The sequence below is a fragment of the Salinicola sp. MH3R3-1 genome, from assembly GCF_001937155.1.
Classification (GTDB): Bacteria; Pseudomonadota; Gammaproteobacteria; order Pseudomonadales; family Halomonadaceae; genus Salinicola; species Salinicola halophyticus.
The window spans coordinates 1-23,207 of record NZ_MSDP01000042.1 but is presented as its reverse complement, the minus strand read 5'-3'; the positions used below and the strand labels follow the sequence as shown (position 1 = coordinate 23,207).

The window sequence follows — 23,207 nt, the reverse complement described above, 5'->3', positions numbered from 1 at the left end:
CTCAGGGCTTGGGCGACTCTTCAGTCGCCACCGCCTCGCGCCGAATCCGCCAATCTTCCAGACCCACGCGAGCTTGCGCGCGGCGTGCCTGTTCGCGCAGCGCGTCGGAGGGAGCCGCTTCGGATTCCAATAGCCCATTCGACCAGCGATAGTAGGTCGGGTCGGCGAGATTCGTCACCGCGCCAGCCTCGCTCACCATCACGCCTTCCCCGCCATCCTGGTAGTTGAAGGTCAGCGCCGCGGGTGACGCCATCGGCGTGTAGAGATCACGCCCAACCCAGGGTATCCGCGATTCCGACAGCGAATGCGCCCAGAGCGTGGGGAAAATGTCGCGATGGCTGGTCCAGTCGTCGATCTGCGCTTCATCGCCCTGCCGATAGGCTGGCGGCACCCACATCAGGATCGGTACACCGAACTGGTCGAACAGATTCTCGGCGTCGGGATAGCTCATCAGCGAACGGGTATTGTGATCGCCGGTGGCCGCGAACAGGGTATGGTCCATCAGGCCCGCCGCCTCCAGATCGTCGAGGAAACCGCCCATGCTGTCGTTGGCATACTGGTAGGTTTCGAGGATCGAGCTGCCAAGCTCGGACGAGACGGCAAGCGCATCGCCCAGGCTCGAGACATCCAGCGGCCCGGTCTCGTAACTCTCGGGAATCTCGTAAGGCGGGTGGTTGGTGATCGACAGCATCACCAGCAGCACTTTCTCGCCCTTGGCATCGGCCTCCTTCAGCAGCGCCTCGCCGTAGCGGAACATCCACTCATCGAAGAGCCCCCAGGTACTGCCTTGCGCCTCGGGGAATCGTTCCCGGATCGCGTTCTCGCCAAGCACCTCGTCGAAGCCCTGACGCTTGAGCGCGCCATCGAGATTGCGCCAGTGGGCCGAGCCAGACGTCAGAAAGACAGTGTGATAGCCAGCGTGCTCGTAGGGCGCGACCGCCGAAGTGGAGTACTGTCGATAGCCGTAGCGCCCCTGCGTCAGCGGTGTAATCGGCGTATCGAAGAGCAGTCCTTCCAGGCTGGGATGCGTGCCGTTACCGGAGGACAGGGCGTGAGGGAAGTAGTCGGCTTTCTTTTCCAGCCACGGTCGCAGCCGGCCCAGCAGGTCGTTGCGTTCGGGGTCATCGAAATCCAGTGGAGGACGTCCCCAGCTCTCCATCAGGCTGACCACGACGTGCGGTGGTCGGCGCTCTGCCGCGGTGACCGCCGGCGTCTTGTCGCTCATGTGCTCGGATACCGCCTGCGGGGTCTCTGCCCCGGACCAGCCAAGCGCCGCTGCCGCTTCCATGGGTGTGGCGAAACCATAACGCTTCAATCCCGAACGCGGATCGTCATCGATCTGACTCACCTCGCGCTCGCCCCAGGCCAGATAGAACGCCTGCGGCCCGCTAGGCACCAGGTCATTGACGAACGCATTCGACGAGACCGCCATATGCATCTCGCGTAACGGGAATGCGCCCAGACTGCCCCGCCCCAGGCCTACCAGCGCGACGATGGAAACCACAGCGAGAAGACCCATCCGTCGCCAGCCGAGTCCGGGCCGCGGACGTCGGCGGCCATGGCGCATCAACACGATCTGCGTCCCCGTCATGCCGATCAGCGCGATCACCAGGGGGATAAACGGATAGTCACTCCAGATGGTCTGCAGTACCGCTCGGGTATCGTCCTCGAACAGGCCGAAGATCAGCGAGTTGATCGGGCCCTGATAAAAGCTGAAGTAGAAATGGTTGATCAATGCCAGCAGGTTGACCAGCACCATGATCACGATGGCCCAGACCAGCCATAGGCGGCGCCAGCTCGCGATGACGACCCGCGGCAGCGGCAGTAGCGCCGTGGCCACCAGCAGCCAGGGGCCGAGCAGCGTCGCCATGATCTTGGCATCGAAGCGCAACCCCATCCAGAACGCCTTGGCGATCTCGCTGGCCGGTACATCCAGCGAAGGCGGCGCCTCGAGTTGCCACAACGCGAAGCGCATCAGGGCCAGCGTGACGACCGCGATGAGGCCCAACCGCCAGAGCTGGCGGTTCATTTCACGCCAGTGCTGCCAGCGCGTCGTCGTCATGGGTTCGTTGGGCATATGTCATCTCGACCGAATAGGCGGGCACACTATACCGACCCCGGTCGACGCTGACGATGACTTGGCGGACTCGCGAAAAGCGGCGCCCCGTAAACGAAAACGCGCGGCATGAGCCGCGCGTCGTGGAACTTCGTCGTTTGCCTGGCGTCAGGGGCACGGCCCGCTCTGGATATTGGCCTGAGTGATGTTGCGCCCCGGTTCCACGTCGCAGGTCAGCCAGACATTGCCGCCGATGATCGCGCCCTTGCCCACGGTGATACGCCCCAGAATGGTCGCACCCGCGTAGATCACCACGTCGTCTTCGACGATGGGGTGACGCGGCAGGCCCTTCTCGAGATGGCCTTTCTCGTCCGCCGGGAAGCGTTTGGCGCCGAGCGTGACGGCCTGATAGAGCCGCACGCGATTGCCGATGATCGCGGTCTCGCCAATCACCACGCCGGTACCGTGATCGATGAAGAAGCCTTCGCCGATGCGGGCGCCGGGGTGAATGTCGATGCCGGTATCGGAATGGGCCAGTTCGGCGATGATCCGCGCCACCAGCCCGGCTCCCGCCTGATAGAAATAGTGCGCGATGCGGTGGTAGATCACGGCGTGGACGCCGGGGTAGCAGAGCAGCACCTCGTCGACGCTACGCGCCGCCGGATCACCATAGAACGCCGCCATCACATCGTCGTCCAGGCGCCGACGCAGACTGGGCAGGCTATCGGCGAATCCCTGAATGATCTGCGTCGCCACCGCCTGATGCTCGGCAGCCTTTTCGCCGTTGAGTCTTGCCATATAGCGCAGCTCGAGCAGCACTTCCTCGTGCAGCGCATTGAGCGCCCGGTCCAGCGTGTGGCCGACGTAGAAGTCCTCGCTCTCCTTGCGCAGGTCGGAAGGCCCCAGTCGCATCGGGAAGATCGCCCCGCTCAGGAACTCCAGCGTCTCGCGGATACGATGCCGCGACGGCAGCTCGCGACACCCCTTCTCTTTCTCCCGCCCGTTCTGAGCGCGCCACTGTTCACGGGTGGCACGCAGCTGGGAGACGATACCGTCGAGCTGCCAGTTGACGTGTTGCATGGAAGTTTCCTTTCAATCGCGGACGCAAGCGTCGGGGCCGGAGCGCCATAATACACCTGCCAACGCCCGGGCCAAACGTTGCCGCTGCGGCGCCTTGCCGTGGCAATCGTGAGGTTCGTCGCCTACCTTCACGCCTTTTCTTGCCCGCCGCCTCCCGCTTGACGAGCCTCGCGTGAAACGCCTTTCAAGAGCTCACCCATATCCTTGGCTTCCCAATGGGGGAAGTGCTTGCGGATCAGCGCATTGAATTCGATTTCGAATGCCTGCCAGTCGACGTCGCCGGCCGGTGATGTGTGCGTTGCGCTGTCGATAGCGCCCCGAATCAGGCCAGCCCCAACCGTGATATTGGTCAACCGATCGATCACCACGAAGCTCCCGGTACCAGGGCTTCTACGGTAGTCGTCCAGCGGCACGCTGGCGGTCAGTTCGACCCGGCACCGGCCGATGGCATTGAGGGGCAGGCTGGCAGCATCTTGATGCTCGAGCGTATTGACGTCGATCTGGTAGTCGATCGCGGTGATCCGGCCGGCAATCTCCTGCGTGCCGATCTTGAAGTCGTAGAGCCGACCCGGCTCGAGGGCCGCGTCGTGCATCCAGACGATATCGGCGGCCAGCGCATTCGACTGGGCGACCTCGGCATCGGCCGCCACCAGCCAGTCGCCGCGGGAAATGTCGATCTCGTCCGTCAGGGTGACGGTGATCGCCTGGCCGGGATACGCCTCTTCCAGATCGCCGTCGAAAGTGACGATACGATCGATGGTGGAAAGCTTGCCCGACGGCAGCACTTTCACTGCCTGGCCCGGGCGCAGGATGCCCGCCTCGAGCGTGCCGCAGTAGCCGCGAAAATCGAGATTGGGACGGTTGACGTACTGCACCGGCAGGCGCAGATCGGAGAGGTTGCTGTCGTGAATGATCTCGACGCTCTCCAGCAGCTCGAGCATCGCCGGGCCCGGGGCGCCGCCGACCCGATACCAGGGCATGTGCTCGCTGCGATTGACGACGTTGTCGCCCTCCAGCGCCGACATCGGCACGAAACGAATATCGCTGGCGTCGAGCTTTTCGGCGAATTCCCGATAGTCGGCGACGATCTCGTCGAAACGCGCCTGGGAGTAATCGACCAGATCCATCTTGTTGACCGCGATCACGAGGTGCTGAATGCCCAGCAGATCGGCGATGAAACTATGACGACGCGTCTGCACCTGCACCCCGTAGCGGGCATCGATCAGGATCACCGCCAGGCTCGCGGTTGAGGCACCGGTGGCCATGTTGCGGGTGTACTGCTCGTGGCCCGGCGTGTCGGCGATGATGAACTTGCGCTTGTCGGTGGAGAAGAAACGGTAGGCGACATCGATAGTGATGCCCTGCTCGCGCTCCGACTGCAGACCGTCGACCAGCAGCGCCAGATCGACCTTGTCACCGGTGGTTCCGCTGGTCTTCGACGCCTGGGTAATCGCGGCCAGCTGGTCTTCGTAGATCATCTTGGAATCGTGCAGCAGCCGCCCGATCAGGGTCGACTTGCCGTCGTCGACACTGCCGCAGGTAATGAAGCGCAGCAGGTCTTTCTGCTCGTGCTCTTTGAGATACTGTCCGATGTCGTCGGCGATCAGCGTCGATTGGTGAGACATTTAGAAGTACCCCTCGCGTTTTTTCTTCTCCATCGAACCTACCTGATCGCGGTCGATGGCCCGGCCCGAGCGCTCGGAAGTGCGCGTCAACAACATCTCCTGGATGATTTCGGGCAGCGTGGCGGCCCTGGATTCCACGGCGCCGGTCAACGGATAGCAGCCCAGCGTGCGGAAACGCACCCACTTCTCCTCGGGAACCTCGCCGGGCTCCAGGGGCATGCGCTCGTCGTCGACCATGATCTGCATGCCGTCACGTTCGACCACCGGGCGCGGCGCGGAGAAATACAGCGGCACGATGGGAATCGATTCGAGATAGATGTACTGCCAGATATCGAGCTCGGTCCAGTTGGAGAGCGGGAACACACGGATCGACTCGCCCTTGTCGACCTTGCCGTTGTAAAGGTTCCACAGCTCCGGGCGCTGGTTCTTGGGATCCCAGCGGTGGTGCTTGTCGCGGAACGAGTAGACCCGCTCCTTGGCGCGTGAAGCCTCTTCGTCGCGACGGGCGCCACCGAACGCGGCGTCGAAACCGTACTTGTCCAGCGCCTGCTTGAGCGACTGGGTCTTCATGATGTCGGTGTACTTCGCGCTGCCGTGGTCGAACGGATTGATACCGGCGGCGCGCCCTTCCTCGTTGATATGCTCGATCAACTCCATGCCGACGTCCGCGGCCATCCGGTCGCGAAACTCGATCATCTCCTTGAACTTCCAGGTGGTATTGACGTGCATCAGCGGGAACGGCGGCGGCCCGGGATAGAAAGCCTTGCGCGCCAGGTGCAGCATTACCGAGGAGTCCTTGCCGATGGAATAGAGCATCACCGGATTGCCGAACTCGGCCGCGACTTCGCGGATGATATGGATGGACTCGGCTTCGAGCTGCTTGAGATGAGTCTGGCGCTGGGCGCTGACGATAGGAGCTGTCATGGTCGATGTCTCACTGTCGCCACCTGATACCAGACGGCAAAAACAGAATATGAACGTAAGGAATGCGTACTTAGGACGCTCACCCTAGCGAGACATTGGTAATAACGTCAAAGAATCAAAGATCATTCAAAAATCGTTTTTAGTTATAAAAAATCAGATATCGACTCGTTCGACCCAGGTCGATAACGCTTCACCGCGCAGATCGATCACGCGCAGACCGGGGCGAGCCGCTTCATCGGTCGCGAACTCGTGACTTTTCGCCAGAAACTGATCCGAGGTCGCCGGGCAGCCATAGACGGCCACCATGCCCTGCCAGGCGGCGAACGCCTGATGAATATGACCACAGATCAGCGCCTTGACCTGCGGATAGGGCGAGAGCGTCTGCCACAGCGCATCCCGGTCCTTCAGACCGATGGCGTCCATCCATACCGAGCCGACATCCAGCGGCGGATGATGCAGCGCCACCAGCACCGGTCGATCGTCCGCTTCCAGCTGGCTGGCCAGACGCTGCAGCTGACGCTGCCCCAGCTCGCCCCCGGGTTGACCGCTGATACGGGAGTCCAGCAACAGCACCCGCCACTCACCGAGATCGATCTCTTCGTGGAACGGCTGGCACTCGGCCATCAGCTCCGGCTGGTCATGATTGCCGGGAATCCAGAACCAGGGGCATTCCAGCGTCGCAAAGGCCTCGCTGGCATGCCGATAGGCCACGGAAGTTTCATCCTGGGCGATGTCTCCGGTCACCAGCAGCACATCGGGACGAAGCGCTCGCGCCCGTTCGACCACGGCGTGCAGTTGACGCAGCGGGAACCCCTTGCGCGAAGCACCCTTCGGATCGGCCAACAGATGACAATCGCTGATCTGAACCAGTCGCATCAGGGCGTTTCCGGCACTTCGGCAGCATGGCCATGGGCCAGACCGTGCTGTAGCCATTCCCCCAGAAATCGATTGATCTGCAGCTTCTCGTCCGGCTGATGCATCTGTGGGTTGGGATAACGGTAGCGCCCCTGGAAATGGCGCTGACGCTGAAAATCGGTGACTTCCGCCATATTGGCGTCGTGATAAAGATGCACCGTCATCCGCGGTGAATCGACGAAGCCGTCCAGCACGCCGGTCTGGGACACTCGGGCGACGGTCGTGTAAGGAGCCTGCTCGAGCACCTCCAGCCACAGCGTGCCGAAGCGGGCACGTTCACCGGCGAGCGGCACCTCCCTGACTTCCCCCGCCACCATGTTCATGACCAGACGACGAAGCCGCAGATAATTGCTGCTGCACTCCGCCTGGAGTGTCTTGAGGTCGGTCACGTAAGCAGTCTTTCTCATCAAGTTCTCCCGGCGTCTGACGGCCTTTGCGTAGCCCAAATATCGAGCGGACTATTGGCGGCGTTTCGCAGCAACGCCGCCCGCTCGCGCTAGACCTTGGCTCTCAGCGTGGCTCGCTCACGCGCCAGCCAGTGGAAGCCAATCAACGCCATGGCATTGTCCAATTGTCCCGCCATCAGTCGGTCCCAGGCCTCGGGGAACGACATGACGTGAACCAGAATATCCTCGTGTTCGTCTTCTACACCGTGTACCCCACCCACTCCGGCACTGTCGATCAGACCACAGAACAGCGTGACCTGTTCGGTACAGGCACCCGGGCTTGGGTAGTAACGATGGAGCTCGATCAGCTCGACGATGTCGCAGCCTGCCTCCTCCTGTGCTTCCCGGCGCGCAACCTCCGCGGGGGTCTCGCCGGACTCCACCAGTCCGGCGACCGGCTCCAGCTTCCACGGTGAGACGTCATCGTCCAGGGCACCGGCGCGAATCTGCTCGACCAGCACGACCTTGTCGCAGGCTGGATCGTAGAGTAGTACGCCCACCGCATCGCGGCGAACGTGAACCTCGCGATCGATCGTCTCGCTCCACTCGCCGTTGAACTGGCGGTGACGCAGGCGGCGTTTCTCCAGGCCGAAGAACCCCGAATACAGCGGCTGATCCTCGATTCGCTCGACATCGTCGGCATCGAAGCGGTTGATCGGCGCAATGTGTCGATCCATGAGTCGGCTCCTCGGGATGAAAGCCCATTATTGCGGTGCCGCAAGTCGATTCCAACCGGACCGGGATAATTCACCGGCCTACCCGGCGCTGTCGACCCGCAATTATTTTCGATATTCAGGGGCAAAAGGGGGTAGCGCTTTGCGTCGCATCGCGCCATTCTGATATCGACTTCATCCGTCAGAGAGGTAAGACCGACACGGTTTTTACGTTCGAACGAGCGTGGCACTGACGGAGCAAGCCGGATGATATTAATCTGTCATCGCACTCTGTCAGGGTCGAGAAGCCTTGAACTCACAGGAGTGCTTTTGCCGATGGTACGAATCGACAAGAAAGCTAACAGGCTCTACGTACTGGACACCAATGTCCTGATTCACGACCCAGCAGCCCTTTACCATTTCGAGGAGCACGATGTCGTCATTCCCATGACGGTGCTCGAGGAGCTCGATAAGCACAAAAACGGTATGCGCGAGATCGCGCGCACGGCAAGACAGATCAGCCGCACCCTATCCGATCTCACCGCCCACGTGACTCCGCAGGAAATCCAGCAAGGCATTCCCATCCCCCGTATTACCGGTGGCCCGGCCGGCCGGCTGCGCTTCCTCTGCTACCAGGATCTGGCGCCGCTGGAGACGTTGGAGAACTCCCCGGACAACCGCATTCTTGCCGAAACCTGTCGGCTTCGCGATGAACGCCCCGATGCCTCGGTCACGCTGGTAACCAAGGACATCAACCTGCGGGTCAAGGCCACGGCGCTCAACGTGCCGGTCGAAGACTATCTCAACGACAAGGCGTTCGACGATCTCGACGCCATGATCGAAGGCGCCAAGGTCTACGCCGATGCCGGCCGTGATGGCCGCAGTCTGTGGGAATCGCTGGACGTGGAGGTCATGGTCGAGCGCACCGATGGCCACACTTTCTATCACCTTGAAGGTCGCATTCCCGAAGACTGGCATGTGGGAATGCTCGTCTCCGATAGCGACAACGGCGCGGAGTTCGAAGCGATCGTGCGTGGCCACGGGCCGCGCAAGGCAACCCTGCAACTGCTGACCAACTATCGTCATCACGGGGGTGTCTGGGGCGTGCATGCGCACGACAGCCGTCAGAATTTTGCCCTCAACCTGCTGATGGACCCGTCCATCGATTTCCTCACCCTCGCCGGCAGCGCCGGTACCGGCAAGACCTTCATGACCCTGGCAGCCGCCCTGCAGCAGACGCTGGACGGCAAGCAGTTCGAGCGGATCGTTTTTACCCGGGCGCCGATCCCGATGGGCGAAGACATCGGCTTTCTACCGGGCACCGAGGAAGAGAAGATGTCGCCATGGATGGGCGCCTTCCACGACAACATGGACAACCTGCTACGCGACGAGCGCGAGGGCTCGTCGAGCTGGAACGATGGCGCGACGCGGCAGCTGATCGGCTCACGCGTGCAGATCCGCTCCCCCACCTTCATGCGCGGACGTACGCTCAACGACACTTTCCTGATCATCGACGAGGCCCAGAACTTCACGCCCAAGCAGCTCAAATCGTTGATCACCCGCGCCGGACGCAACACCAAGATCGTCTGTCTGGGCAACGTAGGGCAGATCGATACCCCTTATCTCACGGCCAACAGCTGCGGCATGGCAGCGGTCGTGGAACGTTTCCGTGACTGGCCGCATGCCGGACATATCACCCTGAAAAGCGTCGAGAGATCGAGACTCGCGCTGGCCGCCGAAGAGTTGCTGTAGCCTTTGCTGTAGCCTTTGCTGGAGCCCTGTTTGCTGTAGCTCCGTTCGCCAACCGACTACCGACCGCAAAACGCCCAGGCCTTGGCCTGGGCGTTTTCGTCGACGGGTTCCGATCGCCGCTATCGGTCGTCGTCCTCGGACGGCTTCTTGTTGTTCATGACGTCCTCGATCAGCTGTTCGGACTCGCTGCGCGGGGTCTCTGCCATGATCCGCTCGGCCTCTTCCCATGCACAGACTTCCTCGTTGCAGGACGTGCAAAACACCTGATCGTCCGGCGACTTGGCCTGTGAAACCTTCATCATATGATTGCCGCAGTTGGGGCAACCCTTGGGCATGCGAAATTCTTCGGAAAAATCTGACACGATGTCATCACTCCTTGCTGACCGATAAACGGTAATCGCTGAACACTGATCGCTGAACATCGATCAATGTGCGTTGGACGTTCTGGGTTGAGTGTAGTCGAGTTATTGGCCACGACGTCATTCGGTGATGCCGCAATGCGGCCGGCGTGCTCAGCGTCGCCAGACGACGCAGAGATTGTTCGCCGGGAGCTCGTTGACCGCCTCGCAGGTGAGTTCATTGTCGACCGCCAGCACCTGGACCATTTCGAGATCACGAATTCCCCACCGCGGATCCCGCAAGCGGAGATCTTGATCGAAGGCCTCGTTGCTGGACGCGGTGTGCTCGCCATCGCGACGGAAAGGACCGTAGACGATAAGTACGCCGCCCACGGGAAGCTGGCGACCGGCCGCAGCGAACAGCGTCTCGCTCGCTGCCCAGGGCGAAATATGCAGCATGTTGATACACACGATAGCCGCGAGATCCGGCAATGTCGGCCACTCCCCGGTGACGTCCAGGCGAACCGGTGCCGCGAGGTTCTCCAACGCTTCCTGGTCGCGCCAGGCGGCGATCGACGCCAGCGCCGTCCCGCTGGGATCCGTCGGCTGCCAGCACAGCGGTGCAAGCTGGCGAGCAAAATAGACCGCGTGCTCGCCGCTGCCGCTGGCGATCTCCAGCACCCGCCCCGTCTTTGGCAATACCGATCGGAGTACCGCCAGAATCGGCTCGCGGTTGCGCTGGGCCGCCGGACTGGACAGGCGTCGGTCGTCTCCGTGCTCAAGACTATCCATGCTGTTCATCAAGGGCTCCGTTCATGAAGGACTTCGTTCACGAGGGGCTAAGCTCATGAGGGACTGGGCCCACGAGGGGCTGGGCTCATTCGAGCGTGGCGGTCAGCCAGGCTGCGATATCCTGGGCCTGTTCCGGGCACAGGCTGTGACCCATCTCGTAGGTACGATAATTGACCGGATAACCCAGCGACTCGACCCGCTCGGCGCCTTCACGACCCAGCGACTCGGGGACCACCGGATCCGCGGAGCCGTGATGCACTTCGATCGGCAGACGCCGGTTGGCTTCGGCCAGGTCGATGCTGTCGGCGGTGGCGAAATAGGTCGACAGCGCCAGCAGACCGGCCAATGGCTGCGGATAAGAGAGCGCCGCCTCGTAGGCCACCGCACCACCCTGGGAAAAACCGGCAATCACTACGCGACGGCTGTCGATGCCGGCGGCGATCTGGTCGTCGATCAGGGCGTGGATGCGTTCGGCAGACGCGCGCAGCTGATCGACATCGACCCGGCGCCCGAGATTCATCTCCAGAATGTCGTACCATGCCGACATCGTCATGCCACCATTGACGGTGACCGGCAGCTGCGGCGCATGGGGCAGCACGAACCTCACCGCCAGCGAGTCCGGCAATCCGAGCGCCGGCACCAGCGGCTCGAAGTCGTGGCCATCCGCGCCCAGTCCATGGAGCAGAATGACGCAGGCATCGGCCTTTCGCCCATTCGTCGGTTCAATGATCAATTCTTGCGCAGATGCCATGTGAGATCGTCCTCGTCACCCGGTCGGCCCGGTCTGGATTGGAAATTATCGCCGCCCAGTCTAACGTGCCATCCGCGAGCTTGCCCGCTGCGTAGGTTGATAAACGGATCCGACATTCACTCGTCCGACGGCGCCAGGTCAGCAGCGTGCTGACTCCGCAACGCCGGAGGCACTCAAGGAAGAGCCATGATGTTCTCCCATCTTCGGACGCCTCGCGGCTACCTGCTGCTGGCGCTGGTGTTACTCAATGTTCTGCTGCTGACGCCGGAACTGCCCTGGGCCGGATTTCCACCCAGACACTGGATCGCGCTCGAGGCGCCGCTGATTATCGGATTGATGGCCCTGCTGCCCCCCGCGCGCTGGCGCCGCTGGGTAGCCGGCCTGGTCGCCATCCTGGTCCTCACCGTCGTCCTCGGTGCCGCGGGCGACGCCTTGACCCAGACCATGCAGGGGCGGTCGCTGAACCTCTACACCGATATCAAGCTGGTACCGATTCTGATCGAGCTGATCGCGACCAATCTCGGGCTGCCACTGGCGATCGGCGGGCTGGTGGCCATCGGCCTGGGCCTGTTCGCCGTGGGGCTGGTCCTGGCCAGGCTGCTGCAAGGCTTTCACGCTCGCAATACGTCGCGTGGATTGGCGCTGCTGCTGGTTCTGATCGGCGGTGTCGGTCTGGCTCGACTCGACGACATGCATCGCGACGAAACCTCGTCATGGGTAGCCAAGATCGGCCACCCCGCGGTCAATTTCGTGACGTTCGAATGGCAGCGGGCGCAGGAAACGCGCCAGGCCATGGCAACGTTCGGCCGTCAGCTCTACGCCGATGATCACGCCTACGCGACTCCCGGCGGCCAGCCGCTGCCGGGGTTGGCGCATACCAATGTGATTCTGGGCTTCATCGAGTCCTACGGCGTCGCGGCCATCGAGCGCGAGCCGTTCAAGGCCGAAATCCAGCCGCGCCTCGAGACGATCGAGAACCAGCTCGCCGCCGCCGGGCTATCGGTCGTCACCGGACGCGTCACCGCGGCCACGCTGGGCGGCCAGTCCTGGCTCAACCACGCCACTTTCGCCAGCGGCCTGCCGGTCACGTCTGAGCTGCGCTTCGAACTGATGATCGACAGCCCGCACTCGACCCTGATCGACGATTTCAAGGCGACCGGCCACGACACCGCCGCCATCATGCCGGGTATCACGCGGGAGTGGCCGGAAGGCAGTCTTTACGGCTACGACGAGATCCATACCTCCGGCAGCATGGGCTATAACGGTCCTTCGATGGGCTGGGCCAGCATGCCGGACCAGTTCACCTGGCAGCGGGTGGAAGACTACGTGCTGTCGCGCCATCCTGGCCCGACCTTCACCGAACTGGCCACGCTATCGAGCCATGCCCCGTGGTCGCCGGTCATCGGCATGATCGACGACTGGTCGACCATCGGTGATGGTCAGGTCTTCGATCGTTGGCAGGGTGCCGGGGAGGATTACGCGTCGCTATGGCACGACACCGAAGCGATGCGGCGGAACTACGCGCCGGCGATAGACTATTCACTGCAAGCGGCCAGCGGCTTCGCCCGGCGCTATCTGGGAAAAGAGGCTCTGGGAAAAAAGGCTCCGGGAAAAAACGATTCCGACAAAGGCGATCGCGGCGATCACACGCTGATGATGATCCTCGGCGACCACCAGGCCGCGCCGGCCATCATCGGCAGCAAGCCCGGCAGGGACGTGCCGATGCATGTCATCAGCGACGACCCGGCGCTGCTCGAGGGCTTCATCGATCACGGCTTCCGGCCCGGCATGTTCCCGCCCGGGCCGGAAGCCGCGATTCCCATGCAGGCGATGCGCGGCCTGCTCCACCAGATTTACGGTGCCGTCACTCCTGATGTGACGGCGACGACTTCAGGTTCCGGCTCTTGATCAGGCTGGCCACGGTGGTGATCACCAGCGTGCCGAGGATGATCGTCATCGACAGCCAGATCGGAATCTCCGGGACCAGATGCAGCGGCTGGCCGTCGTTGATGAACGGCAGGCTGTTGGTATGCATCGCCTCGATGATCAGCTTGACGCCGATGAAGGCCAGGATGAACGACAGCCCCAGGCTGAGATAGACCAGACGGGTCAGCAGGCCACCCAGCAGGAAGTAGAGCTGGAGCAAGCCCAACAAGGCGAAGGCATTGGTGGTGAAGACGATGTAGGGCTCCTTGGTCAGCCCGTAGATCGCGGGGATTGAATCCAGCGCGAACAGCACGTCGGTCATCCCCAACGCCACCACCACCATGAACAGCGGCGTCACCAGACGCTTGCCGTTCTTGACCGTCAGCAGGCGGTCGCGGTCGAACTCGTCGGTCGCCGGCAGGCGCTTCTGGATCCAGCGCACGATGGCGTTGGGCTCGTACTCCTCGTTTTCGTCATGCCCGCCGGCACCTTCGCGCACCAGCTGGAACGCGGTGTAGAGCAGGAACAGCCCGAACAGATAGAACACCCAGCTGAACTGGGCGATGGCCGCCGCGCCGACGGCGATGAAGATGCCGCGCAGGATCAACGCGATCACGATGCCGATCAGCAGCGCCTTCTGTTGATAGGCACGCGGCACCGCGAACTTGGACATGATGATCAGGAAGACGAACAGGTTATCGACCGAAAGGCTCTTTTCGGTGATGAAGCCCGCGAAGTACTCGGCGCCATGTTGCGCGCCCCAGACCCACCACAGACCACCACCGAAGATGGCAGCCAGAGCAATGAAGAAGACCGACCACCAGGCCGCTTCCTTGAAGGTAGGATCGTGAGGCTTACGCACATGGGCGTAGAAGTCGAAGATGAAGAGTGCTGCGATGCCAGCGACAGTCGCCAGCCAGACCCAGACGGGTACGTGCATAGGAGAACCTCCGGTAGACGGTGAACGTCACCGAAAGTCTCTCCCGTCGCCCTGACCGTCATCTGCTGACTGTCAGGGCAACCGATAACGCCGGGGCATATGGCCCGTGCTGACGACGCTATCGCCGGGGCGGATATTGACCAATCCTGCCCGTGGGATACTCCCCTTCCGTGCTGGCCGCATTGTGTCCTGAAGTCAGGGTGTAAGCAAGCGGGGAAACCGGCGTGGACGCAAACTTCACGAGCGACCGACGGCCTCGCGTCAACCCGTCAGGACCACCGTGCGTCCGCCATGTAGAAACACCCGCTTTTCCTGGTGAAAACGCACGGCGCGGGCCAGCGTCAGACACTCGATGTCGCGCCCCCGGGCCACCAGATCCTCGGGGTAGTGGCTGTGATCCACGGATTCGACCCCCTGCGCGATGATCGGTCCTTCGTCGAGGTCGTCGTTGATGTAGTGCGCGGTCGCGCCGACCAGCTTGACGCCCTTCTCGTAGGCCTGGTGATAGGGTTTGGCGCCCTTGAATCCCGGCAGCAGCGAATGGTGGATATTGATCGCGCGTCCGGCGAACTCATGGCACAACGCCGGCGACAGCACCTGCATGTAGCGCGCCAGAATCACCAGCTCCGCACCGCTCTCCTGCACCACGCGCCGAACGGCGGCCTCCTGTTCCAGCTTGGTCTCCGGCGTGATCGGCAGGCAGTGGTACGGCAACCCGTGCCAGCTGGCCAACGGTTCCAGGTCCGGATGGTTGGAGACGATCGCGCGCACGTCGATCGAGAGTTGCCCGGTTCGATAGCGGTACAACAGATCGTTCAGGCAGTGGTCCGCCTTCGAGACCATGATCACTACCGGCAGCCGATAATCCGGCGCCATCAGCTCGAAGGACATGCCGAACTCGGCGGCGCGGGCCGCGAAGCGATCCCGAAAGAGCGACTCGGAGAACTCGGCGAGTTCCGGACGAAACGCCGCGCGGATGAAGAACTGGCCACCCTGATAGTCGTCGAACGAATGCAGCTCGGTGATATAGCAGCTCTGCTCTTTCAGAAAACGGGTGACGACATCCACCGTTCCCAGCCGACTGGGGCACTGAGCCGCCAGCACCCATACGTCTCGGGCACCGCTCACGACACCGTCTCCGTGTCGGCGACCGCGGCCCGCGGTGTTGTGGCCGCCACCTTGGCGGGACGATAGTCGATGCCATACTCCTCGCCGGCGTCCAGCAACCAGCGCAGGCAGTAGTCGGCGAAACTTCGCCGCACGACCAGTTCCCACCGCTCCTCGCCGACACGCCGGACCACGGCCGTCGCCTTGGCGAAGACGCTGGTAACCCCCTTGCCTATCGGGAAAGCCCGGGGATCGACATCATAGACGGTGGACTTCATCAGCACGTCGACGGCGCGCTCGCCACTGAGCTCGAGCAGCGTCTGACCGCCGCTGACATCGACGATGCTGAAGTGGGAGTCGCCCAGTGCCTCGCGCAGTTCACGCTGAAGACCAAAGCCCTCGCCAGCGGCAACGATCAATAGCCACTCGTCCGGCGATAGCCATTGCAACGAACCGATCTCACCGATGACCAGCCGCTGCGGTTCAACAGGCAGCTCGAGGCCGAGCACGGCCCGGACCGACGCGGCCAGCCCCTGGGGCTCGCCACGCAGCACCAGATGGTCGAGAAAAGCATGCTCGACCAGCGTGACCCGGCTATCGCCGGAAGGCTTGCTGGCGGCCCGATGATGTAGCGGCGATTGGGTCGCCGCACCGTGAACCGGATGCGGATCGAACTGAGCGACTCTAGCCATGTTGACGCTTCCCTCAAATATTCTGACGTTGCCCTTTCGGGTCATAGAAGATCGAGCCGACCACTTCGGCCACGTGGGTCTCGCCGTTCGGCATCGGCAGATAGACTCGCTCCCCCATGCGCTTGTGTCCGCCCTTGACCACCGCCAGGGCAAAACCATGATCGAGCGTCGGGCTGTAATAGCTCGAGGTCACATGGCCGACCATGCGCATCGGAATGGCCTGCTGGGGATCGAGCACGATCTGGGCGCCCTCTTCCAGCACCACCTTCGCATCCAGGGGTTTGAGACCGACGAGTTGCTTGCGGTCCTCGCGCCGAGTGTCGGAGCGGGTCAGCGCGCGCTTGCCGATCCATGGGTACGGCTTGTTGTAGCCGACGCACCAATGCATGCCGAGATCCTCCGGGGTCATCGAACCGTCGGTATCCTGGCCCACGATGATGAAACCCTTCTCCGCTCGCAGCACGTGCATGGTCTCGGTGCCATAAGGGGTCAACCCGTACTTCGCGCCATGGGCGAACAGGGCCTCCCAGACCTGCATGGCGTAGTTGGCTTGCACGTTGACCTCGAACGACAGCTCACCGGTGAACGAGATCCGGTAGACCCGCGCCGGTACCCCGGCCACGGCGCCTTCCCGCCACTCCATGAACTTGAAACTATCGCGATCGAGATCGATATCGGTCAGCTCGGAAAGCAGGTTTCTTGCCTCCGGGCCCGTCAGCGTCAGCGTCGCCCAGTGATCGGTCACGGAGGTGAAGTAGACCTCCAGTTCCGGCCATTCGGTCTGATGCCAGATTTCCAGCCATTCGAGAATCGCCGCGGCGCCGCCGGTGGTGGTGGTCATCAGGAAATGGTTGTCGGCGAGACAGGTGGTGACGCCGTCGTCCATCACCATGCCATCGTCCTTGCACATCAGGCCGTAGCGCGCCTTGCCCACCGCCAGCTTTTCCCAGCCGTTGGTATAGATCCGGCCCAGGAACTCCCGCGCGTCCGGCCCCTGAATGTCGATCTTGCCCAGCGTCGAGGCGTCGAGCACGCCGACCTTCTCGCGCACCGCCCGGCATTCCCTCATGACGGCTTCGTGCATCGATTCGAACTCGCCATCGGCGTTGTCGCGGCGTTTTTGTGGATAGTACCAGGGTCGCTTCCACTGCCCGACGTCCTCGAACGCCGCCCCGTGTTCGACATGCCACTGGTGCATGGCGGTGTAACGCTCGGGATCGAACAGATCCCGGCAGTGGCGACCGACGATGGCGCCGAAATTGACCGGCGTGTAGTTGGGCCGAAACACGGTAGTCCCGGTCTGGGGAATGGTCTGCCCCAGACAGCGCGCGGCGATCGCCATGCCATTGATGTTGCCCAGTTTGCCCTGATCGGTACCGAAGCCCATCGCGGTGTAACGCTTGACGTGCTCGATCGACTCGAAGCCCTCTTTCGTCGCCAGCTCGATCGCCGCGGCGGTGACGTCGTTCTGCAGATCGACGAACTGCTTGGGCGCGCGCATGGTCGGCTTGTCGTGGGGTATCTGATACAGCGCGACGGCCGCGCCTTCGCGCAGGGTATCGATGTCGGGCACCTTCCCGCTCTCGACATCGATGCCATCGCTTTCCAGCGCGCGGACGACTTGCGCCACGGCGTCCTCGAGTAACGCGCCGGTCGGGTAGAGACCGGCAGCTGCCCCCACCACGCTGAAACCATCGACCTTCGATGTCGTCTGGCCCGGAACGAAGCCCAGGATGTCGTCACGCCAGACCGGTCGGACGCCGGTATGCGCGGCAAGGTGCACCACCGGACTGTAGCCGCCGGATGTGGCGACGGTGTCGCAGCTCAGCGTCTCCACTTCGCCGCTGACGCGGAAGCCTTCGATATCGATAGCGCCAATTCGGGCGCCGTTGACCCGATGCCCCTTGCGATCACCAGTCGCCTCGATCACCGCACTGCCGGCCATGATCCGGATCCCGGCCGCCTTCGCCCGCTCGGCGAGCTCGCCATCCGGGTTGGCACGAGCGTCGGCGATCGCGATCACTTCGCCACCCGCCTCGTGCCAGTCCAGTGCGGCCCGATAGGCATGATCGTTGGTCGTGGAGAGCACCAGCCGCCGGCCGGGCCGCACGGCATAACGCCGGATATAGGTCGACAGCGCCCCGGCAACCAGATTGCCCGGCATGTCGTTGCCGGCGTAGACCAGCGGCCGCTCGTGGGCGCCACTCGCCAACACGACATGCCGCGCCCGCACCCGGTGCAGACGCGAGCGCGGCTGGCGACGTCCGTCGACTCTGGGCGCCGTGTCACCGAGATGTTCGGTGCGTCGCTCGTGCAGCGTCACGAAGTTGTGATCGAAATAACCGTTGGCCGTGGTGCGTGGCAGCAGCGTGACGTTATCCATCGCCGCCAGACGCTCGACGGCGTTCCTGGCCCACTCCGAGGCGGCCATACCGTCGATCGTCTCGCCGCTATCCAGCAGCGAACCACCAAAGGTCGGCTGTTCGTCGCAGAGAATCACCCTGACGCCACTGCCGGCCGCAACCAGCGCCGACATCAGCCCGGCGGGGCCAGACCCGATCACCAGCACCTCGCAGTGCCGGTTGATGTGATCGTAGATATCCGGGTCGCTCTCGGTCGGTGCCCGGCCCAGTCCGGCCGCCTTGCGGATATATTTCTCGTAGGTCCGCCACATCGACGCCGGCGCCTTGAAGGTCTTGTAGTAGAACCCCACCGGCATGAACGGTCCGCCCAGCTTGCCGACCAGCCCCATCATGTCGCGCTGGGCGTCCGGCCAGCCGTTGGTACTGCGAGCCGTCAGACCCTCGTAGAGCGACTGCTGCGTGGCCCGGACATTCGGCACCTGAGCGGCTTCGCTCGCGCCCAGTTGGACGATGGCGTTGGGTTCCTCCGCGCCGGCGGCGACGACACCGCGGGGGCGCGAGTACTTGAAGCTGCGATTGACGACATCGACGCCATTGGCGAGCAGCGCGGAGGCCAGGGTGTCGCCGGCATAGCCCTGGTAAGACTTGCCATTGAAGGTAAACGACAACGGCTTGTCACGATCGATCTGGCTCCCGACTCCACGATCCGATCCCAGGCGGCAGGGTTGGGTAGAACTCATGACGGCACTCCCTGCATCGTCGCGGTCGACGTGGTCACCTGCTCGGCATCTCGCTCGGCCAGAATCATGGAATCGACGGTCACCGTCGGCCGCTCGCCCATGCGATAGGTCTCCAGAATCGCGTAGCTGCGAGTATCGCGGGTGATGTTGAAGAACTTGCGACAGCCCACTGCATGGACCCACAGCTCGTGGTGCACCCCTCGAGGATTGTCGCGGAAGAAGAGGTATTCGCCCCAGACATCATCGGAGGTCGCGGTCGGATCCGCCGGCCGAGCGATGTGCGCCTGCCCCTTGGGATGGAACTCCTCCTCCTCGCGATACTCGGCGCAGTAAGGGCAGTAGATATGAAACATGGTCTTTCTCCTTAATGCGCGACGCCGGCTGCGCCATGTTCGTCAATGAGCGCCCCGGTCCGGAATCGATCGATCGAGAACGGTGCCGCGATCGGGTGGGCCTGGCCGTGGGCCAGCGTCCAGGCGAAGACGTTGCCGGAACCCGGCGTCGCCTTGAAGCCACCGGTTCCCCAGCCGCAGTTGAAAAAGAGCCCCTGTACCGGCGTCTTGGAGATGATCGGGCAGGCGTCCGGCGTGGTGTCGACGATGCCGCCCCACTGTCGATTCATGCGCACCCGGGAGAACATCGGGAACATCTCGATGATCGCCTGCAGGGTGTGCTCGACCACCGAGAAGCTGCCGCGCTGGCCGTAGCCGAGGTAGCCGTCGATTCCCGCACCAATCACTAGATCGCCCTTATCGGACTGGCTGATATAGCCGTGAACGTGATTCGACATGGTGACGGTATTGAGAATCGGCTTGAGCGGCTCGGACACTAGCGCCTGCAACGGATGCGACTCCACCGGCAGCTGGAAGCCGGCCATCTTCGCCAGCACGCCCGAGTTGCCCGCGGTGACGCAGCCCACGGTTCTGGCGCCGATATCGCCGCGGTTGGTATGGACGCCGACAACCTTGCCGTCGACGATCTTGAAGCCCGTGACCTCGGTCTGCTGGAGCAGGTCGACACCGCGCGCATCGGCACCGCGGGCGAATCCCCACGCCACCGCATCGTGCCGGGCCACCCCGCCGCGCGGCTGCCAGGAAGCACCGAGAATCGGATAGCGCGCTCGTTTGGAGGTATCCAGCGCCGGCTCGATCTCCTTGATCTGCTCCGGCGTGACTACTTCGCCGTCGATGCCGTTGAGGCGATTGGCGTGGACGCGGCGCTGGATGTCGCGCATGTCCTGCAAGGTATGGCCGAGGTTGAGCACGCCGCGCTGGGAGAACATCACGTTGTAGTTGAGATCCTGGGAAAGCCCCTCCCACAACTTCATCGAATGCTCGTAGAGTGCGGCGGATTCATCCCACAGATAGTTCGAGCGCACGATCGTGGTGTTGCGCGCCGTGTTGCCGCCGCCGAGCCAGCCTTTCTCGATCACCGCCACGTTGGTGATGCCGTGCTGCTTGGCCAGGTAATAGGCAGTGGCCAGCCCATGCCCGCCACCGCCGACGATGATCACGTCGTACTCTTTCTTCGGGACCGGGTTACGCCAATGACGCTGCCAGTTCTCGTGATGGCTGAGCGCGTGTTTGACCAAACTGAAACCGGAATAGCGTTGCATGAGCCCCTCTCTACGCCACGGCGGACGGCGGCATCGACCGACGGATCGATGATTTTCCGCGATGGTATCGTCCGCTCAGGGGGGCATGATGTTCTGCGACGTCACGCTCAAGCGTGTTTGCGACATGACGATACGATTTGCGACAGCGTTCGATCAGTGCAGAGATTCATGGTGACAACGAAAAACGCCGCTCAGATCGAGCGGCGTCAGCGAATTCGCGACTCGATGATCAGCCCATCGCCGCCACCGGCTTGCGGCGATGGCACGTCTCGGCGTGGTCGTTGACCATGCCCACTGCCTGCATCCAGGCGTAGACGATGACCGGACCGACGAACTTGAAGCCGCGTTTCTTGAGCGCCTTGGAGATATCTACAGAGAGCGGGGTCTGGGTGGGGACCGGCCCATCGCGCTCGACGTCTCGCTGGATCGGCCGGCCGCCGACCATGCCCCACAGGAATTCGGAGAAATCTTCGCCGTTGTCTCGCATGGCGAGGTATGCCTGGGCGTTGCCGATGGTCGCCTCGATCTTGGATCGCGAGCGGATGATGCCGGCGTTGCCCATCAGACGCTCGACCTCTTGCTCGTCGTATTGCGCGATCCGCTCGGGGTCGAACCCCTCGAAGGCGTCGCGAAAGGCGTCGCGCTTCTTGAGAATGGTGAGCCAGGAAAGCCCTGCCTGAAAGCCATCCAGGATCAGCTTTTCCCACAGCGCGCGGCTGTCGTACTCCGGAACGCCCCACTCCTCGTCGTGATACTCGGCATTCAGCGGGTGGGTCTGAGCCCAGGCACAGCGCGGCAGGTCAGGGATCGGTTCACTCATCATCGGCTCTCGTCACTCTCATGAAATCGTGTCTGATTGTGACGCCCTGCCCCCGGCTCGCCAAATACTAATGAGCCGGCGCCGCTCGAAAGCGGTGCCGGCTGCTTTTTCAGCGCCCCAAAATTGGCGCTATTCGTGGCTCGTGGCTCGTGGCTCGTGGCTCGTGGCTCGTGGCTCGTGGCTCGTAGCTCGTGGCTATTTGAGCGTCCCGTGCGGATCGATGACGAATTTCTTGGCCGCGCCGCCGTCGAAGTCGGCGTAACCCTGCGGCGCCTCGTCGAGCGAGATGGTCTGCACGTTCACGGCCTTGCCGATCTGTACCCTGTCGTGAAGGATCGCCTGCATCAACTGGCGCTGATAACGCATGGCCGGCGTCTGGCCGGTGTGGAACGACATCGCCTTGGCCCAGCCGAGACCGAACTTCATCGAGAGATTGCCATGTTTGGCCTCTTCGCTATCCGCGCCGGGGTCCTCGGTGACGTAAAGCCCGGGAATGCCGACCCGCCCGCCCGCCTGGGTGATTTCCATGACGGCATTGAGCACGGTAGCCGGCTGCTCATGCGCGTGGTTGTGGCCATGGCAGTTGGCCTCGAAACCCACCGCATCGACCGCGGCATCGACCTCCGGCACGCCCAGCACCGACTCGATCAGCTCCGACATGCTGGCATCCTGCTTGAGATCGAGACCTTCACAGCCAAAGCTGCGAGCCTGATCGAGGCGCTTGTCGTTCATGTCGCCGACGATCACGCAGGCCGCGCCCAGCAGCTGGGCGGAAACTGCCGCTGCCAGCCCTACAGGGCCCGCGCCGGCGATATAGACCGTCGAACCCGGCTGGACACCGGCCGTCACACAGCCGTGGAAGCCGGTGGGGAAGATATCCGAGAGCATGGTCAGATCGAGGATTTTCTCCATCGCCTGCGCCTTGTCAGGGAAGACGAGCAGCTGGAAGTCGGCATAGGGCACCATCACGTATTCGGCCTGCCCCCCGACCCAGCCGCCCATGTCGACATAGCCATAGGCGCCGCCGGCGCGATCACCGTTGACGTGCAGGCAGATGTGGGTGTCGCCACGCTTGCAGTTGCGGCAGCGCCCGCAGGCAACGTTGAACGGCACCGAAACGATGTCGCCCTGCTTGATGAATTCGACATCACGGCCGCACTCGATTACTTCGCCGGTAATCTCGTGGCCCAGCACCAGCCCTTCCGGTGCCGTGGTTCGGCCACGCACCATGTGCTGATCGCTGCCGCAGATATTGGTGGTCAGAATCTTGAGGATGACGCCGTGATGGCACTGGCGGCTGCCGAGCGCCAGTTCGGGAAAGGGAATGCTTTCGACGGCGACCTTGCCGGCACCGCGAAAAACGACGCCTCGGTTGGCGGGTGAAGACATGGCGTGAACTCCTGGGTCTGATCTCGGAATGCCTTGTGTCGTGCCGCTCTGGCGACGACATCGAATGAAGGCGCGAAACCAGACTAGGAGTTACCTCGACGGTGGAACGGTCTCGTCACGCCACCGAATGACGCTGCGGCGACAGCCGCCAGGTCCAAAGGTCTAACACTTGCAGCTCTTTGCTCTTTGCTCTTTGCTCTTTGCTCTTTGCTCTTTGCTCTTTGCTCTTTGCTCTTTGCTCTTTGCTCTTTGCTCGTAGCTCTTTGCTCGTAGCTCTTTGCTC

At 62.8% G+C, this 23,207-nt stretch carries 20 protein-coding genes; 2 read left to right on the top strand and 18 right to left on the bottom strand.

Annotated features, from left to right (window positions below):
- Position 1 precedes the first annotated feature (1 nt).
- From BTW08_RS17905 to BTW08_RS17875, 7 genes are all read right to left on the bottom strand, one after another.
- A complete protein-coding gene (locus BTW08_RS17905) occupies positions 2-2,077 on the bottom strand; it encodes an alkaline phosphatase family protein (RefSeq protein ID WP_075563864.1) in 2,076 nt (691 codons plus the stop codon).
- Between the two features lie 147 nt (positions 2,078-2,224).
- Complete coding sequence (epsC, locus tag BTW08_RS17900; RefSeq protein ID WP_075563863.1) at positions 2,225-3,136, bottom strand: serine O-acetyltransferase EpsC; 912 nt, start codon at positions 3,134-3,136, stop codon at positions 2,225-2,227.
- Between the two features lie 128 nt (positions 3,137-3,264).
- Complete coding sequence (gene cysN, locus BTW08_RS17895) at positions 3,265-4,761, bottom strand: sulfate adenylyltransferase subunit CysN (RefSeq protein ID WP_075563862.1); 1,497 nt, start codon at positions 4,759-4,761, stop codon at positions 3,265-3,267.
- Complete coding sequence (cysD, locus tag BTW08_RS17890) at positions 4,762-5,685, bottom strand: sulfate adenylyltransferase subunit CysD (protein ID WP_075563861.1); 924 nt, start codon at positions 5,683-5,685, stop codon at positions 4,762-4,764.
- A 153-nt stretch (positions 5,686-5,838) separates the two neighbouring features.
- The gene (locus BTW08_RS17885) at positions 5,839-6,561 is read right to left on the bottom strand and encodes a phosphodiesterase (protein ID WP_075563860.1); all 723 of its coding nucleotides are present in this window, start codon (positions 6,559-6,561) and stop codon (positions 5,839-5,841) included.
- Positions 6,561-7,007, bottom strand: coding sequence for a DUF1249 domain-containing protein (locus BTW08_RS17880; protein ID WP_075563859.1), 447 nt, complete (start codon positions 7,005-7,007; stop codon positions 6,561-6,563). The genes BTW08_RS17885 and BTW08_RS17880 overlap by 1 nt, the downstream gene beginning before the upstream one ends.
- Before the next feature lie 89 nt (positions 7,008-7,096).
- Complete coding sequence (locus BTW08_RS17875) at positions 7,097-7,723, bottom strand: NUDIX domain-containing protein (RefSeq protein WP_075563858.1); 627 nt, start codon at positions 7,721-7,723, stop codon at positions 7,097-7,099.
- A gap of 312 nt (positions 7,724-8,035) precedes the next feature.
- On the opposite strand from BTW08_RS17875, the gene BTW08_RS17870 reads away from it, so the two are divergent.
- Positions 8,036-9,451, top strand: coding sequence for a PhoH family protein (locus BTW08_RS17870; RefSeq protein WP_075563857.1), 1,416 nt, complete (start codon positions 8,036-8,038; stop codon positions 9,449-9,451).
- A gap of 119 nt (positions 9,452-9,570) precedes the next feature.
- Here BTW08_RS17870 and BTW08_RS17865 read toward each other — a convergent pair whose 3' ends face one another.
- The 3 genes from BTW08_RS17865 to BTW08_RS17855 all read right to left on the bottom strand — a co-directional run bounded on the left by BTW08_RS17865 (position 9,571) and on the right by BTW08_RS17855 (position 11,332).
- On the bottom strand, positions 9,571-9,813 hold the full coding sequence (locus BTW08_RS17865) for a hypothetical protein (RefSeq protein WP_075563856.1): 243 nt from the start codon (positions 9,811-9,813) through the stop codon (positions 9,571-9,573).
- Between the two features lie 150 nt (positions 9,814-9,963).
- Complete coding sequence (locus tag BTW08_RS17860) at positions 9,964-10,590, bottom strand: DUF938 domain-containing protein (RefSeq protein WP_075563855.1); 627 nt, start codon at positions 10,588-10,590, stop codon at positions 9,964-9,966.
- Positions 10,591-10,666: 76 nt separating this feature from the next.
- Positions 10,667-11,332, bottom strand: a complete 666-nt coding sequence (locus BTW08_RS17855) for an alpha/beta fold hydrolase (protein WP_075563854.1) — start codon at positions 11,330-11,332, stop codon at positions 10,667-10,669.
- Positions 11,333-11,518: 186 nt separating this feature from the next.
- Here BTW08_RS17855 and BTW08_RS17850 point away from each other — a divergent pair, with 186 nt between their 5' ends.
- A complete protein-coding gene (locus tag BTW08_RS17850) occupies positions 11,519-13,240 on the top strand; it encodes a hypothetical protein (protein ID WP_075563853.1) in 1,722 nt (573 codons plus the stop codon).
- Here BTW08_RS17850 and BTW08_RS17845 read toward each other — a convergent pair.
- The 8 genes from BTW08_RS17845 to fdhA all read right to left on the bottom strand — a co-directional run bounded on the left by BTW08_RS17845 (position 13,197) and on the right by fdhA (position 22,924).
- Positions 13,197-14,198, bottom strand: coding sequence for a TerC family protein (locus tag BTW08_RS17845; protein ID WP_075563852.1), 1,002 nt, complete (start codon positions 14,196-14,198; stop codon positions 13,197-13,199). The two genes, BTW08_RS17850 and BTW08_RS17845, sit on opposite strands and share 44 nt — an antisense overlap.
- Positions 14,199-14,459: 261 nt before the next feature.
- Positions 14,460-15,326, bottom strand: coding sequence for a formyltetrahydrofolate deformylase (gene purU, locus BTW08_RS17840; protein ID WP_075563851.1), 867 nt, complete (start codon positions 15,324-15,326; stop codon positions 14,460-14,462).
- The gene (gene soxG / locus BTW08_RS17835; protein WP_075563850.1) at positions 15,323-15,997 is read right to left on the bottom strand and encodes a sarcosine oxidase subunit gamma family protein; all 675 of its coding nucleotides are present in this window, start codon (positions 15,995-15,997) and stop codon (positions 15,323-15,325) included. Before soxG ends, purU begins: the two co-directional genes overlap by 4 nt.
- A gap of 13 nt (positions 15,998-16,010) precedes the next feature.
- Positions 16,011-19,100: a sarcosine oxidase subunit alpha family protein gene (locus tag BTW08_RS17830; RefSeq protein WP_075563849.1), complete on the bottom strand. Its 3,090-nt coding sequence runs from the start codon at positions 19,098-19,100 to the stop codon at positions 16,011-16,013.
- Complete coding sequence (locus BTW08_RS17825) at positions 19,097-19,453, bottom strand: sarcosine oxidase subunit delta (RefSeq protein ID WP_075563848.1); 357 nt, start codon at positions 19,451-19,453, stop codon at positions 19,097-19,099. Before BTW08_RS17825 ends, BTW08_RS17830 begins: the two co-directional genes overlap by 4 nt.
- Positions 19,454-19,464: 11 nt before the next feature.
- A complete protein-coding gene (locus BTW08_RS17820) occupies positions 19,465-20,715 on the bottom strand; it encodes a sarcosine oxidase subunit beta family protein (protein ID WP_075563847.1) in 1,251 nt (416 codons plus the stop codon).
- Positions 20,716-20,944: 229 nt separating this feature from the next.
- On the bottom strand, positions 20,945-21,535 hold the full coding sequence (locus tag BTW08_RS17815) for a DNA-3-methyladenine glycosylase I (protein ID WP_075563887.1): 591 nt from the start codon (positions 21,533-21,535) through the stop codon (positions 20,945-20,947).
- Between the two features lie 195 nt (positions 21,536-21,730).
- On the bottom strand, positions 21,731-22,924 hold the full coding sequence (fdhA, locus tag BTW08_RS17810) for a formaldehyde dehydrogenase, glutathione-independent (protein WP_075563846.1): 1,194 nt from the start codon (positions 22,922-22,924) through the stop codon (positions 21,731-21,733).
- Positions 22,925-23,207: the final 283 nt, after the last annotated feature.